The sequence below is a fragment of the Leucobacter chromiiresistens genome (assembly GCF_900102345.1).
GTDB classification, from domain to species: Bacteria; Actinomycetota; Actinomycetes; order Actinomycetales; family Microbacteriaceae; genus Leucobacter; species Leucobacter chromiiresistens.
The window spans coordinates 489755-504747 of record NZ_FNKB01000001.1 but is presented as its reverse complement, the minus strand read 5'-3'; the positions used below and the strand labels follow the sequence as shown (position 1 = coordinate 504747).

Here is a 14993-nt window from a genome sequence, read left to right as displayed (position 1 = left end):
CCGCTCGCAGAAATCGGGGCGGAAGCGGGGCAGGCAGGAAGCGGGGCGGGGCGGAAGCGGGGCAGGGCGGGGCGGGGCGAGCGGGGCGGGGGCGGGGCACCCCGCCCCACCCCGCCCGCCGCCTTACCGGGTGCGGGCGGGGGCGTCGTGCGGGCGCGGCGCGAGGCGCTGCAGCTGCGTCACGTGGGCGGGCTCGAGCTCCGCGATCGAGGAGACGCCGAGCAGCTTCATCGTGCGCTCGATCTCGTCGCGCAGGATCGCGATGGCGCGATCCACGCCGGCCCGTCCGCCGGCCATGAGGCCGTAGAGGTAGGCGCGGCCGATGAGGGTGAACTTCGCGCCGAGCGCCATGGAGGCGACGATGTCGGCGCCGTTCATGATGCCGGTGTCGACCATCACGGTCGCGTCGCGGCCGACCTCGCGCACGACCTCGGGCAGCAGGTGGAACGGGATGGGGGCGCGGTCGAGCTGGCGTCCGCCGTGGTTCGAGAGGATGATGCCGTCGACGCCGAGGTCGGTGAGCTTCGCCGCATCCTCCACGGTCTGCACGCCCTTTACCACGAGCTTGCCGGGCCACATCTCGCGGATCACGGTGAGGTCGTCGTAGCTGATGGTGGGGTCCATGGCGGCGTCGAGCAGTTCGCCGACGGTGCCGCCCGTGGTGGAGAGGGAGGCGAATTCGAGCTTCGGCGTGGTCAGGAAGTCGATCCACCACCACGGGCGGGGGATCGCGTTGACGATGGTGCCGAGCGTGAGCTGCGGCGGGATCGAGAACCCGTTGCGCTTGTCGCGGAGGCGGGCGCCCGCGACGGGGGTGTCGACGGTGAACTGGAGGGTGTCGAAGCCGGCCTCGGCTGCGCGGCGCACGAGCCCGTAGGAGATCTCGCGATCCTTCATCACGTACAGCTGGAACCAGTTGCGGCCGTGCGGGTTCGCCGCTTTCACGTCTTCGATCGAGGTGGTGCCGAGGGTGGAGAGGGTGAAGGGGATGCCCGCGGCGCCGGCGGCGGATGCCCCTGCGCTCTCGCCCTCGGTCTGCATGAGGCGGGTGAAGCCGGTGGGGGCGATGCCGAACGGCAGCGCGGAGGATCCGCCGAGGATCTGCACGGAGGTGTCGACGTCGGCGGCGGGCTTCAGAATGCCGGGGTGGAACTCGACGTCTTCGAACGCCTGGCGCGCGCGCCCGAGCGAGAGCTCGCCCTCGGCGGCGCCGTCGGTGTAGTCGAAGGCCGCTTTGGGGGTGCGGCGCTTCGCGATGGTGCGCAGGTCGTTGATGGTGAGCGCGGCGTCGAGGCGGCGCTTCTTGCCGTCGAGCTGCGGCTTCTTGAACTGCATCAGGTCGAGGAGTTCGGAGGGGTTGGGGAGCTGGCGCTGCATCGTGGTGCCTCTCGTGCGTGGGGTGCGGGGGTTCGGGGCCGGCGGGTTCGGGGCCGGCGGGTTCGGGCCGGCGGATCGCGGCGGCGGGTCGCGGTCGCGGCTCGGGATCGGCGGATGGGTGGGAGCGCTACACGGTCTGGCCCGCGGTGCGGTCGACGACCGGCGGCGCCGACTCGGTTTCGACATGCGCGACGCGCGTGATGAAGAGCGAGGCGATGATCGAGATCGCGGCGCAGATCGCGACGTAGAGCGCGATGGGCCACCACTGGCCTCCGCTGATCTCGAGCAGCCAGGCGCCGATGAGCGGGGCGGTGCCTCCGAAGATCGCGGCGCCGAGCTGGTAGCCGAGGGAGGCGCCGGTGTAGCGCACCTCGGGTGCGAAGTTCTCGGCGATGAGGGTGCCGAGGATCGCGTTGACGCTGCCCCACAGGAAGCCGAATCCGAGGATGGTCGCGACGAACAGCGCCCAGGTCTCGCCGGTGTTGAGGATGAGGTAGTAGGGCACGACGAGCACGATCGTGGTGCAGGCCGACCAGCGGTAGAGCGTGGCGCGGGAGATGCGGTCGGAGAGGCTGCCGAAGATCGGCATCCAGATGGTGGCGACGAGTGCGGCGGCGGCGATGGCGAGCAGCACGACGTTGTCGCGCGCGCCGAGGATGTCGGTGGCGTAGGCGACGACGTAGGTGCCGAAGATGTAGAACGGGCCGGTCTCGGCGGCCTTGGCCCCGATGGAGACGAGCACGGCGCCCCAGTGCTTCGTGACGACCTCCTTGATCGGCAGCTTGAGTCGGGCCCCGGTCTCCTGCACGCGCTTGAACTCGGGGGTCTCGTCGAGGCCGTTGCGGATCCACAGCCCGATGAATACGAGCACGATGCTGGCGACGAACGGCACGCGCCATCCCCACGTCAGGAACTGGCCGTCGGGCAGCTGGGTGAGGAGGGCGACGACGCCGGCTGCGAGCAGCATGCCGAGGCTGATGCCCATCTGCGGCACTGCGCCGTAGAGGCCGCGGCGGTGCTTGGGCGCGTATTCGTAGGCGAGCAGCAGGGCGCCGCCCCATTCGCCGCCGATGCCGAGCCCCTGGAGGATGCGGAAGCAGATGAGCAGGATCGGCGCGGCGACTCCGATGGCGGCGTAGTCGGGCAGCAGGCCGATGGCGACCGTGCCGCCGCCCATGAGCGTCAGCGTGATGAAGAGCGTCTTCTTGCGGCCGATGCGGTCGCCGATGTGGGAGAAGAGGATGCCGCCGAGGGGGCGGAAGAAGAAGGTGAGCGAGAACGAGACGAATGCGAGCATGGTCGACACGAACTCGTTGTCGCTCGGGAAGTAGAGCTTGTTGAAGACGAGCGCGGCGACGGTGCCGTAGACGAGGAAGTCGAACCATTCGATCACGCTGCCGCTGAGGCTGCCGAGGAGGACGCGGTAGTTGATGCCCGACGATTCGTCGGGCCGTGCTGCGGGGGTCGTCATGTCATCTCTCCCTTGAGATCGTCGGTCGTGAAGCTGTCATCTCTGCGAAACCAATGTGGTCAGACCATGTGGTATGACCACAAGTAGTGTAGGTGCGGCGTTCGCGATCCGTCAATCCGGGCGGGGGATCAGCGGGCGGTCTCGAAGTAGTACCCGCGGATGTGCGCGCGGATCCGCTCGACGGCGGTATCGCGGTCGCCGTCTCGCAGGCTCTCGAGGATGCCGCGGTGCTCCGCGCGCAGGCGCTCGGCCGTGCGCGTCCAGTCAGGCAGCGCCTGCGCGCGCTGCAGCGTGTGGTCGGCGATCGACACGCGCAGGGCGTCCATGAGCGTGCTCGTCAGCGGATTGTTCGCCGCGCGCGAGAGCAGCACGTGGAACTCGGCGTCGAGGGGCAGGAACTTCTCGACCGGCAGATCGGGGTCGTCCATGCGGTCGAGCAGGAGGCCCGCCTGCTCCCAGTCGCCACGCGCCGGGTCGGAGTGCTCGGCGGCCCAGCTCTCGAGCAGCAGGCGCATCTCGTAGACGTGGTGGTGCTCCACCTGGCTCGTCGCGAGCTGCAGGTTCAGCGCGAGCGTGAGCGCCTGCTCGGGGGAGGCCGTGATGATGGTGCCGGATCGCGGGCCCGAGCCCGTCGCCGTGCGGATCGTGCCCAGGGCTTCGAGCACGCGCAGCGCCTCGCGCAGCGAGCTGCGGGAGACCTGCAGCGCCTCGGCGAGCGCGCGCTCCCCGGGCAGGTGGTCGCCGATGTGCAGCCGCCCGCTGCGCAGCTCCTCGGTCACCCACTCCATGACCGCCTCGTGAGCCTTCATCGCTCTCGATTATCGCAGTCGGCGCTCATCCCCGCCGCACCCGCGCCCGCACCCGCACCCGCACCCGCGTCCGGGAGGCCGCGCGTCCGCCGGCCCGTGGCGGGGGTGTAGCGGATCGGGGCGGTGGATCGCGCCACGACCGCGCGCAGCTCGGCGAGACCGGGGCCGATGAGGCCGAGCGTCTGTGCCTGGATGAGCAGGTTGCCCATCGCGGTCGCCTCGACGGGGCCGGCGAGCACGTCGAGCCCGGAGCGATCGGCGAGGCGCTGGCAGAGCAGCGTGTTCTGGGATCCGCCGCCGACGACGTGGATGGTCGACACGTCGCGATCCGCCAGCCGGCCCGCGGTCTCGACGGCGTCGGCGAACGCGACCGCGAGGCTCTCGGTGATGGAGCGCACGATCTCGACGCGGCCCTCGGGGGCGCGCTCGCCGCGCGCCTCGAACCAGCGCACGATGCGATCGGGCAGGTCTCCCGGGGGGAGGAACCCGGGGTCGTTCGCATCGAACACCGGCACGTCCCCGGTGAGCTTCGCCGCCTCGGCGAGCAGCTCGCCGAGCAGGCTCGACCGCTGCGCGTTCGTCGCACCGGGCTCCCAGTGGCGCAGCGACTCCGAGAACAGCCAGGTGCCCATCACGTTGTGCAGGAAGCGGGTGGTGCCCTCGATGCCGCCCTCGTTGGTGAAGTTCGCGCGGCGGGCGGCGTCGGTGAGCACCGGCGCGTCGAGCTCGAGGCCGACGAGACCCCAGGTGCCGCACGAGATGTACGCGAAGTCGGATCGCGTGGCCGGCACCGCTGCGACGGCCGAGGCCGTGTCGTGGGAGGCGACCGCGACGACGTCGATCGCCCGACCGATGACCGTCGCCGCGTCGCCGGCGACCCGGCCGAGGCGCGTGCCGGCGTCGATGAGGGGCGGCAGGATGCTCGCGGGGATGCCGACCGCGTCGGCGAGCTCGAGATCCCACTCCCGGGTGCGCGGGTCGAGGAGGCCGGTCGTCGACGCATTGCTCCGCTCCGCGGCCTCCACGCCCGTGAGCCAGTAGTTCAGCAGGTCGGGCACGAGCAGCGCGCGGTCGGCGACGTCGAGCAGGCCGTCCTCGGCGGCGAGTTGGAAGATCGTGTTGAACGTGAGATGCTGCAGCCCGTTGCGCGCGTACAGGCGGTCAGCGGGAATGCGCGCATGCACCGCCGCGACCCCGGCATCGCAGCGGGCGTCGCGGTAGTGGTACGGGATGCCGAGCAGGCGGCCGCGGCGCAGCAGGCCGTAGTCGACGGCCCACGAGTCGATGCCGATCGACGCGATCTCGCCCGGCGCGCCGCGCTCGGCGGCCGCGAGCCCCTGCAGCGCCTGGTGGTAGAGCTCGAGGAAGTTCCAGTGCAGGCCGTCGCTCGTGCGCACGGGATCGTTCGCGAAGCGGGCGACGTGCTGGGTGCGCAGCTGCGCGCCCTCCGCGCCCTGCTCGATGCGCCCGACGATCACGCGCCCGCTCGTCGCGCCGAGATCGACGGCGGCGACCGCCGATCCCCCCGCCCTGTCGGTCATCGCAGGAACGCGGCGGCGACGCCGGAGTCGACCGGGATGTGGAGGCCCGTGGTGCGGGTGAGCTCGGGGCCGGTGAGCACGTACACCGCGTCGGCGACGTTCTCGGGCACCACCTCGCGCTTCAGAATGGTGCGGTTCGCGTAGAACTGGCCGAGATCCTCCTCCTTGACGCCGTAGGTCGCGGCGCGGTTCGCGCCCCAGCCGGCGGCGAAGATGCCCGAGCCGCGCACCACGCCGTCGGGGTTGATGCCGTTGACGCGGATGCCGTGCTCGCCGAGCTCGACCGCGAGGAGGCGCACCTGGTGGGCCTGGTCGGCCTTCGTCGCCGAGTACGCGATGTTGTTGGGGCCGGCGAAGACGCTGTTCTTCGACGAGATGTAGATGATGTCGCCCCCGAGCCGCTGCGCGATCATGGCGCGGGCGGCGGCCTGCGCGACGAGGAAGGAGCCCTTCGCCATGACGTCGTGCTGCAAGTCCCAGTCGGCCTCCGTGGTGTCGAGCAGGGACTTCGACAGCGAGAGGCCGGCGTTGTTCACGACGAGGTCGATGCCGCCGAAGGCGAGCACCGCGGCGTCGATCGCGCGCTGCACCGCGCCGGCGTCGGCGACGTTCGCCGCCACGCCGATGGCGACGTCGGTGCTCCCCAGCTCGGCCGCGGCGGCCTGCGCCTTCTCGAGGTCGAGATCGGCGACCACCACGCATGCGCCCTCGGCGGCGAGGCGCGTGGCGACCGCCTTGCCGATGCCCGACGCGGCGCCCGTGACGAACGCGATGCGGCCCTGGTGCGACTTCGGCTTCGGCATGCGCTGCAGCTTCGCCTCCTCGAGCGCCCAGTACTCGATGCGGAACTTCTCGGCGTCGCTGATGGGGGCGTAGGAGGAGAGCGCCTCGGCGCCGCGCATCACGTTGATCGCGTTGACGTAGAACTCGCCCGCGACCCGCGCCGTCTGCTTGTTGGCGCCGTAGCTGAACATGCCGACGCCGGGGATCAGCACGATGAGCGGATCGGCGCCGCGCATCGCCGGGCTCGACTCGTCGGCGTGCGCCTCGTAGTAGGCGCGGTAGTCGTCGCGGTACGCCTCGTGCAGCTCGTGCAGCCGGGCGATCTGATCCTCGACCGATGCGGTCGCCGGCAGGTCGAGCACGAGCGGCTTCACCTTGGTGCGGAGGAAGTGATCCGGGCAGCTCGTGCCGAGCGCGGCGAGCGGTGCGAGCTTCTCGCGCGACAGGAAGTCGAGCACCGCGTCGGCGTCGGTGAAGTGGCCGACCATCGGCTTGTCGGTGCTCGCGATGCCGCGCACGACGGGGGCGAGCTGCGCGGCCCGTGCGAGGCGCTCCTCCTGCAGCAGCGGCTCGAACCCGGCGACGACGCCGCCGAAGGGCTCGGGCGCGCCGTGCTCGGCGATGTAGGCGGCGGCGGTGTCGATGATCCAGAGGGAGTGCTGCTCGCTCTGCTCGCTCGTGTCGCCCCACGCCGTGATGCCGTGGCCGCCGAGGATGCAGCCGATCGCCTCGGGGTGCTCGGCCTTGATCGCGGCGATGTCGAGGCCGAGCTGGAAGCCGGGGCGGCGCCACGGCACCCACACGACCCGGTCGCCGAAGATCTTCGCGGTGAGCGCCTCGCCGTCGGCGGCGGTGGCGATCGCGATGCCGGAGTCGGGGTGCAGGTGGTCGACGTGCGCGGCGTCGACGAGGCCGTGCATGGCGGTGTCGATGGAGGGGGCCGCCCCGCCCTTGCCGTGGAGGCAGTAGTCGAGCGCGGCGACCATCTCGTCCTCCCGCTCGAGCCCGGGGTAGACGTTCACGAGCGCGCGGAGGCGGTCGACCCGCAGCGTGGAGAGGCCGGCGGCGGTGAGCGTGCCGAGGTCGCCGCCCGATCCCTTCACCCACATGAGCTCGACGTCGTCGCCCGTGACGGGGTCTGTCGCGACGCCCTTCGCCGACGTGTTGCCGCCCGCGAAGTTGGTGTTCTTCTTATCGGCGCCGAGTCGGTTCGATCGGGCGATGAGTGCCTGGGCGGTGGGATCGGTGTGCGTCATTGGCGGCCTTTCGAGCTCAGGGAATGCGCCCAGCCTAAGCGCAGTCGGTTTCGAATGCAATAGCGCAAAGTTGCGATCGAAACCTTGTTGGCTTTCGAAGCTCGACTCCGCGACGGGGATCGCGGTAGAGTGACCCACTATGACGCCAACGGCAGCGCAGCGCGACGAGCGCATCCTCGGGCTCCTCGAGGGGCGCGAGCTCGTCTCCGTCGGCGAGCTCGCCGCGAGCGTCGGCGTATCGGCCGTGACGATGCGCAAAGACCTCGACCGCCTCTCCCGCAGCGCCGTCATCGAGCGCGTACGGGGCGGCGCCCGGCTGCGGACCGCCGAGGAGGGCCCGCTCGCCGAACGGCTGGGCCACCGCGTCGGGGCGAAGCGGGCCGTGGCGCGACGCGCAGCCGACCTCGTCGGCGCGGACGCCGTGATCGCGATCGACTCGTCGTCGACCGGGTACTACCTCGCCCTCGAACTGGCCGACCGCACCGACCTCACCATCGTGACGAACTCGCTGCGCGTCGCGTCGCAGTTGGCCGAGCGCTCGGGCCCCGCGATCGTGGTGCTCGGCGGCACCGTGCGGCGCACCTCGCACTCGACGGTCGGGTTCCCCGCCGAACTGCTGCGGGGCTACGGCACGATCGACCTCGCCTTTCTCGGAGTCTCCGCGCTGTCGCCCGAGCAGGGGCTGCTGGAGCGCTCCTTCTCCGAGGCGGAGACGAAGCGCGCCATGGCGTCGGCGGCCGAGCTCGTGGTCGGGCTCTTCGACTCGACCAAGGCCTCGGGGTTCGGGCAGCACAGCGTCGTACCGGCCACCGCCGTCGACCGCCTCATCACCGACGACGAGTTCGCCGAGGCCGACGCGGCGCCGTGGCGCGCGCTCGGCGTGACCGTCGACCGCGCGGCGCAGGCCGCCCCGCCGTCCGCCGCCGCCCGCTGAGCGGCTGCCGCCGTCGCCCACCGCACTCCACCCGCCCATCCACCCGCGCACACCCGCCCATCCACCCGCGCACACCCGCAGCGGGGTCGTTTTCGGAGGGTGTCGGGCATCGAGAGCGCCGCAACACGCTCCGAAAGCGACCCCGCTGCGGGTTTTGGTGAGGGAGGGCGGAATGGGCGGCGGGGCGGCGGTAAGGGCGGCCGTGGCGCCCCTACGCGCCCCAGCTCGCCTGTGCGCCGCCCACGCGGTCGGCGTTGATGCGCTGCTGGTAGCCCGAGGCGGCGTACGCGGCCATCGGATCCGCGGGCAGGCCCCGCGACTCGCGCCACTCGGCGAGGGCCGGGCGCACGTCGGTGTAGAAGGCGTCCATCATGATGGCGTTCGCGCCGAGCACGTCGCCCGCGCGCTGCGCACCCGCCAGGGCGTCGCGGTCGAGCAGCAGCGCGCGGGCCGTCATCTCCTGCACGTTGAGCACGGAGCGGATCTGGCCGGGGATCTTCTCCTCGACGTTGTGGCACTGGTCCAGCATGAACGCCACATCGGGGTTGTTCAGCCCGCCGCCGCGCACCACCTCGACGAGGATGCGGAAGAGCTGGAACGGGTCTGCGGCCCCCACGATCAGGTCGTCGTCGGCGTAGAAGCGGCTGTTGAAGTCGAACGAGCCGAGCCGGCCGAGGCGGAGCAGCTGCATCACGATGAACTCGATGTTCGTGCCGGGGGCGTGGTGGCCGGTGTCGAGGCAGACCATGGCGCGGTCGCCGAGCGACACGACCTGCGCGTACGAGGTGCCCCAGTCGGGAACGTCGGTGTGGTAGAACGCGGGCTCGAAGAACTTGTACTCGAGCACGAGGCGCTGGTCGGCGGAGAGCCGTGCGTAGATCTCCTGGAGCGATTCCTGCAGGCGATCCTGACGGCCCCGCATGTCGGCCTGGCCCGGGTAGTTCGACCCCTCGGCGAGCCAGATCTTCAGGTCGCGCGATCCGGTCTCGTCCATGACGTCGATGCACTGCAGGTGGTGGTCGATGGCCTTGCGGCGGATCGCGGCGTCCTCGTGGGTGAGCGCCCCGAACTTGTAGTCGTCGTCCTGGAAGGTGTTCGAGTTGATGGTGCCGAGCCGCACCCCGAGGTCTTCGGCGTGCGCGCGGAGCGCGGCGAAGTCGTCGACGAGATCCCAGGGGATGTGGAGTGCGACGGTGGGCGCGAGCCCGGTGACGCGGTGGACCTCCGCGGCGTCGGCGATCTTCTCGAACGGGTCGCGGGGGGTGCCGGGCGTGCCGAACACCTTGAACCGGGTGCCCGAGTTGCCGTAGGCCCATGACGGGACCTCGACGGCCTGCTGCTCGAGGGCGGCGAGGATTTCGGGAGTCAGCTGGGTGCTCATGGTGGTGTGCGCTTTCTGTCTGGTGCTGCGCTATGCGCGATTCGAGCCCGCGTGGTGGCGCGCGAGTTGGTCTTCGAGGTGGAACACCTCGGTGAGTCTGGGGGCATCCTGGTCGGGGCGGCCGGTCGAGGCGACGAAGTAGTCGGCCATCTGCGCCTCCCACGCGGCGGTGCGGGGGTCGGCTGCGAGCGCCCGTTGGGCGGCGTCGTCGTCGTCGGTCTCGTAGTAGCCGATGAGCAGCCCGTCGGGGCGGAGGAAGAGGGAGTAGTTGCGGCGCCCCGCGTCGGCGATCGCCTGCAGCATGTCGGGCCGGACTGCGGCGTGGTGCTCGGCGTACGCCTCGAGGCGGTCGGGCTTGACCTGCATCTGGAAGCAGACTCTCACGGGGTTCCTCCAGGGCGGTCGGAAGCGGGGCGGGGCGGGTGCGCGGGTCGGGGGTGCCGAGGATCGGCGGGGCGGGGCGGTGGGGGATCCTGATCCTGCCCGGTCAGCATCCCCCGCCGCGACGACTCAGAAGTCGAAGTCGTCGATGTTCTCCGCGTTGAAGCGGAACGGGTCGCCGAGCAGCACGACGCCGTCCTCGCCGACGGTGTACTCGCCGAGGTCGCCGGCCTCGAAGGTGTCGCCCTCGGCGCCCTCGATCTCGCCGGTGGCGAGCGCGTTGGCGGCGTAAGCGGTGAGGTAGCCGAGATCCTCGGGGTTCCAGAGCGCGAACTCGGTGACGGTGCCGTCCTCGACGTACTCGCGCATCTGGTTCGGCGTGCCGAGGCCGGTCAGTGCGACCTCGCCCTTGGCGTCGGAGGTCGACAGGTAGCGCGCGGCGGCCGCGATGCCGACGGTCGTCGGCGAGACGATGCCCTTGAGCTCCGGGTAGGTCTGCAGCAGCGCGGCGGTCTTGTCGAACGACGTCTGGTCGTCGTCGTCGCCGTAGACGACCTCGACGAGCTCGACGTCGGGGTGGTTGGCCTCGAGCTCCTCCTTCATGAGGTCGATCCAGGCGTTCTGGTTCGTGGCGTTGGCGGCGGCCGAGAGCACGGCGATCTGGCCCTCGTCGCCGATCTGCTCGGTGATCATGTCGACCTGCACCTGGGCGATGCCCGCGGCGTCGGCCTGGTTCACGAACAGGTCGCGGCAGTCGGCGCTGGTGTCGGAGTCGAATGTGACGACCTTCACGTCGTTGTCGCGGGCCTCGTTGACGGCGTCGCAGATCGCCTTCGGGTCGTTCGCCGAGATGGCGAGCGCGCCGACGCCCTGCTGGGTCGCCGTGTTGATGAAGCTGACCTGCGCGTCGGGCGTGGCCTCGGTGGGGCCGACCTCGCTGAAGGTGCCGCCGAACGCCTCGACCGCGGCCTTGCCGCCCTTGCTCGAGGTGTCGAAGTAGGGGTTGCCGAGGTTCTTCGGCAGGAACGTGATGCTCGCGCCGGATCCCTCGGAGCCGCCCTCCGAGCCGCCGCCGGCGTCGCCGCCTGAGCAGCTCGAGAGCAGCAGTGCCGCGGTGGCCGCCAGCGCGAGCACCGCGCCGGCCTTCTTCTTATTGTTCTGGAACCACATCGTTCGTCGTTTCCTTTCATCGCCCCGCGGTGCGGGGTTGGGTGTGGGTGGTCGTGGAGGTCTTCTGGGGAGTCGGGTCGCTGATCGGGGAGACGGACCGGCGCGTCAGGCCGTCGTCGCGGCCCGGGCGCCGGCGATCTGCAGCTTTCTCCCGGTTCTCCGCCGGTTCTTGACGGCGGCGATCACGCTCGTCGAGATGACGGCGGCGATCAGCAGCGCTCCGGTGATGATGTTGATCACGTCGGAGGTGACGTTCGCGAGGCGCAGGGCGCTGCCGAGCACGCCGATCAGCACGACGCCGGCGATCACCCCGTGCAGGGCGCCGCGGCCGCCGAAGATCGACACGCCGCCGAGCAGCACGGCCGCGATGACCTGCAGCTCCATGCCGGTCGCGTTGTCGCCGCGGGCGCTGCCGTAGCGCAGCGTGAAGTAGATGCCGGCGAGGGCCGACACCGCGCCGCTGAGCACGTAGAGCAGCATCTTGGTGCGGGCCACGTCGACGCCCGAGAAGCGGGCCGCCTCGGGGGAGAGGCCGATCGCGAAGACGCCGCGGCCGAATTTCGTGAAGTGCAGCAGAATGGCGAACGCGATCGCCAGCACGACGAAGAGGATCATCACGACCGGGATGCCGGTCGAGCCGATCTTCTCCTTCGCCAGGTCCGTCCAGAACTCGGGGAACTCGGTGACGGCGGTGGTGCCGAGCAGGCCGACGGCGATGCCACGGAAGAGCGCGAGTGTGCCGATCGTCACCGCGAGCGAGGGGAGGCCCACGGCGGTGATGAGGAACCCGTTGATGACGCCCGCGAGGAGGCCGGCGGCGAGGGCGAGCACGATGGTCAGCCCGAACGGCACGCCCGCCTGCGTGAGCACCCCGGTGAGCACGCTCGACAGGCCCACGATGCTCGCGACCGACAGGTCGATCTCGCCCGTCACGATGATCGCGGTCATCGGCAGCGCGATGATGAGGATCGGGAAGATGTCGAGCAGCAGGTACGTCATCGTGATCTTGCTGCCGAAGTTCGGCACCACGATGCTCGCGAAGACGACGACGATGACGACGAGGGCGATGATCGCGCTCTCCCGGGTGAGGAGGAGGCGCTGCCACAGCGGGCGGTCGTAGTCCGCGATGGGGCGCAGGCTCGTCGTGGAGGTGGTGACGGTGGTCTGAGCGGTCATCGCTGCGTCTCCCGTTCTTCGATGAGTTTGCGGTGCTGCCGGAGCGAGAGCACACGGTCGAGCACGATGGCGCCGATGATGAGCACGCCGACCACGGCGCGCTGCCAGAAGTCGGGCACGCCGAGCACGGGGAGCGCACGGTTGATGGTCATGAGCAGCGCCGCGCCGATCGCCGCGCCCCACACCGATCCGACGCCGCCGAAGATCGCGACGCCGCCGATCACGGCAGCGCCGATCGCGTCGAACTCCCAGCCGGCGCCCGCCTGCGAGTTGATGGTGCCGTAGCGCGCCGCGTACAGCACGCCGGCGAACCCGGAGAGCGCGCCCGAGAGCACGAACGCGGTGAGCACGCGGCGGGTGACGGGCAGGCCGTAGAGCTGGGCCGCGTCGGGATCCGATCCGATCGCGTAGCACTCGCGCCCGCCCCGCGTGTTCTTCATCCACCAGGCCACCGCGATCAGCACGACGACGGCGATGATGGTGAGCACCGGGATGGTGAGCACCTGGGCGGTGCCGAGCGCGAGGAAGCCGCGCGGCATGTCGGAGGCGTTGATGCGATCCGACCCCGTCCACAGCACGTTGATGCCGCGGAACGCGTACATCGTGCCGAGGGTGATCACGAGCGCCGGCACCTTCGCGAAGGCGACGAGCGCGCCGTTGATCAGCCCCAGCAGGCCGCCGAACACGATCGCGATCACGACGACGACGATGGCGGGCACCCCCGGCAGGTCGATGAAGAGGCGACCGGTGAGGTACGCGCTCAGGCCGAGGATCGAACCGACCGACAGGTCGACGTTGCGGGTGATCAGCACGACCGCCTGGCCGACGGCGACGAGGAGGAGCAGCGAGGGCGTCAGCCACAGGTCGCGGTAGCCGTCGGTGGAGAACAGGAAGTTGGGGTTCTTGATCGTGGCAGCGGCGACGACGAGCAGTACGGCGAGCAGGATGCTCGCCTCCCGCGCCCGGGTCAGTCGCCCGACGATCGCGCCGAATCCGACGCCGGGGGCATTCAGGGTGGTCGCGCTCATGCGGCGTGCTCCGATTCCGTGCTCGAGCTGTGGGTGGCCGCGCGCATGACGTTCTCCTGCGTCGCCGCCTCGCGATCGATGGCCGCGGTGATGCGCCCCTCGTGCATGACGAGCACGCGGTCGGCCATGCCGAGCACCTCGGGCAGCTCGCTCGAGATCATGAGCACGCCCATGCCCTGGCTGGCGAGCGTCGACAGCAGCCGGTGCACCTCGGACTTGGTGCCGACGTCGATGCCGCGCGTCGGCTCGTCGATGATGAGCACGCGCGGGTCGGTGGCGAGCCACTTGCCGAGCACGACCTTCTGCTGGTTGCCGCCCGACAGGGTGCCGGCGATCGTGGTCAGCGCGTTCGCCTTCACCTCGAGCTTCTCCGACCAGGGGCGCGCGGCGCGGTTCTCAGCCCCCGTGGTGACGAGGCCGAGCTTCGCGATCGAGTCGAGGATCACGGAGGTCGTGTTGCGCCCCACGCTCGAGTCGAGCACGAGGCCCTGCTTGCGGCGATCCTCGGGCACGAGCGCCAGCCCGGCGCGCATCGCCGCGGTCGGCTTGTTCCTGGGCACGCGGGTGCCGGCGACGGTGACGGTGCCGCTGCGGTACGGGTCGACGCCGAACACGGCGCGGGCGACCTCGCTGCGCCCCGCGCCCACGAGACCCGCGAGCCCGACGATCTCGCCGGCGCGCACGGTGAAGCTGATGTCGCTGAAGACGCCCGGGCTCGTGAGCCCCTCGACCACGAGCAGCGGCTCGCCGACCTCGGTCTCGAGCTTCGGGAAGAGGTCGGTGATCTCGCGCCCCACCATCTCGGCGACGACGCTGTCGGGGTCGGTCTCGGCGATGGCGCGCGTCGACACGTAGCTGCCGTCGCGCATCACCGTGATGGTGTCGCAGAGCGCGAACACCTCGTCGAAGCGGTGCGAGATGAAGACGAGCGCGCGCCCCTCGTCGCGGAGCGCCCGGGCCACCTGGAAGAGGCGGTCGACCTCGACGCCCGACAGCGCGGCAGTGGGCTCGTCCATGATGAGCACGCGCGCGTCGAGCGAGATGGCCTTGGCGATCTCGATCATCTGCTGGTCGGCGATGGAGAGGCCGTCGGCGGTGCGATCGGGGTCCATGGCGACGCCGAGGCGGGCGAACAGCGACTCGACCTCGGTTCGCATGGCGCCGCGGTCGATGCGCCCGAATCGGCCGCGCGGCTGGCGGCCCATGAAGATGTTCTCGGTGACCGACAGGTCGGGGAAGAGGGTGGGCTCCTGGTAGATGACCGCGATTCCGGCGGCCTTCGACTCGGCGGTCGTCGAGAAGTCGACGCTCTCGCCGTCGTACAGGAACTCTCCGCTGTCGCGGCGGTAGAGGCCGGCGATGATCTTCACCAGCGTAGACTTGCCCGCGCCGTTCTCGCCGACGAGCGCGTGGATCGACCCGGGGTGGAGCGCGAGCGTGCTGTCGCGCAGTGCGATCACCTGGCCGAAGGCCTTGGCGACGCCGCGCAGCTCGAGCAGCGGTGCGCCGGTGGGTGGTTTCTTCATTGAACTCACGGACTTCCTGCCATCGGAAGGGCATGTCGGGGGTGGTGCGCGATCCTCGCTGTGAATCGTTTCAATCGCGGTTGAGGCGAGTTTATGGCGCGGGTCGCGAATGAGTCAAGTCGATGTCGAGTCGGTTTCGCAGTCGTTATTGAAGCGTTTC

General features: G+C 70.7%; 12 protein-coding genes. 1 reads left to right on the top strand and 11 read right to left on the bottom strand.

The genetic code is table 11. The features are described from left to right. Positions 1 to 123: 123 nt before the first annotated feature. From BLT44_RS02300 to BLT44_RS02280, 5 genes are all read right to left on the bottom strand, one after another. Positions 124 to 1377, bottom strand: coding sequence for an alpha-hydroxy acid oxidase (locus BLT44_RS02300; RefSeq protein WP_010155767.1), 1254 nt, complete (start codon positions 1375 to 1377; stop codon positions 124 to 126). Between the two features lie 127 nt (positions 1378 to 1504). Then, positions 1505 to 2848 (bottom strand): MFS transporter, encoded by a 1344-nt coding sequence (locus BLT44_RS02295; protein WP_010155768.1) that lies wholly within the window; start codon positions 2846 to 2848, stop codon positions 1505 to 1507. A 128-nt stretch (positions 2849 to 2976) separates the two neighbouring features. Then, complete coding sequence (locus BLT44_RS02290) at positions 2977 to 3657, bottom strand: FadR/GntR family transcriptional regulator (RefSeq protein WP_010155769.1); 681 nt, start codon at positions 3655 to 3657, stop codon at positions 2977 to 2979. Beyond that, entirely contained in the window at positions 3654 to 5198 is a 1545-nt protein-coding gene (locus BLT44_RS02285; RefSeq protein WP_010155770.1) for a rhamnulokinase, read from the bottom strand. Before BLT44_RS02285 ends, BLT44_RS02290 begins: the two co-directional genes overlap by 4 nt. Next, positions 5195 to 7237 carry a bifunctional rhamnulose-1-phosphate aldolase/short-chain dehydrogenase gene (locus BLT44_RS02280; protein ID WP_010155771.1) on the bottom strand — a complete coding sequence of 681 codons (2043 nt, stop codon included), beginning with the start codon at positions 7235 to 7237 and terminating at the stop codon, positions 5195 to 5197. Before BLT44_RS02280 ends, BLT44_RS02285 begins: the two co-directional genes overlap by 4 nt. A gap of 139 nt (positions 7238 to 7376) precedes the next feature. On the opposite strand from BLT44_RS02280, the gene BLT44_RS02275 reads away from it, so the two are divergent. Beyond that, positions 7377 to 8171, top strand: coding sequence for a DeoR/GlpR family DNA-binding transcription regulator (locus tag BLT44_RS02275; RefSeq protein ID WP_010155772.1), 795 nt, complete (start codon positions 7377 to 7379; stop codon positions 8169 to 8171). A 211-nt stretch (positions 8172 to 8382) separates the two neighbouring features. Here the strand turns inward: BLT44_RS02275 and rhaI are convergent, their stop codons facing one another. The 6 genes from rhaI to BLT44_RS02245 form a co-directional block, all read right to left on the bottom strand. Next, the gene (gene rhaI / locus BLT44_RS02270) at positions 8383 to 9552 is read right to left on the bottom strand and encodes an L-rhamnose isomerase (RefSeq protein ID WP_010155773.1); all 1170 of its coding nucleotides are present in this window, start codon (positions 9550 to 9552) and stop codon (positions 8383 to 8385) included. A 30-nt stretch (positions 9553 to 9582) separates the two neighbouring features. After that, the gene (locus tag BLT44_RS02265) at positions 9583 to 9936 is read right to left on the bottom strand and encodes an L-rhamnose mutarotase (protein WP_010155775.1); all 354 of its coding nucleotides are present in this window, start codon (positions 9934 to 9936) and stop codon (positions 9583 to 9585) included. Positions 9937 to 10062: 126 nt separating this feature from the next. Beyond that, positions 10063 to 11103, bottom strand: coding sequence for a rhamnose ABC transporter substrate-binding protein (gene rhaS / locus BLT44_RS02260; RefSeq protein ID WP_010155776.1), 1041 nt, complete (start codon positions 11101 to 11103; stop codon positions 10063 to 10065). A gap of 105 nt (positions 11104 to 11208) precedes the next feature. Next, complete coding sequence (locus BLT44_RS02255) at positions 11209 to 12279, bottom strand: ABC transporter permease (RefSeq protein WP_010155777.1); 1071 nt, start codon at positions 12277 to 12279, stop codon at positions 11209 to 11211. Next, a complete protein-coding gene (locus tag BLT44_RS02250; RefSeq protein WP_010155778.1) occupies positions 12276 to 13307 on the bottom strand; it encodes an ABC transporter permease in 1032 nt (343 codons plus the stop codon). The genes BLT44_RS02255 and BLT44_RS02250 overlap by 4 nt, the downstream gene beginning before the upstream one ends. Beyond that, positions 13304 to 14833 carry a sugar ABC transporter ATP-binding protein gene (locus BLT44_RS02245; protein WP_010155779.1) on the bottom strand — a complete coding sequence of 510 codons (1530 nt, stop codon included), beginning with the start codon at positions 14831 to 14833 and terminating at the stop codon, positions 13304 to 13306. The genes BLT44_RS02250 and BLT44_RS02245 overlap by 4 nt, the downstream gene beginning before the upstream one ends. Positions 14834 to 14993 lie beyond the last annotated feature (160 nt).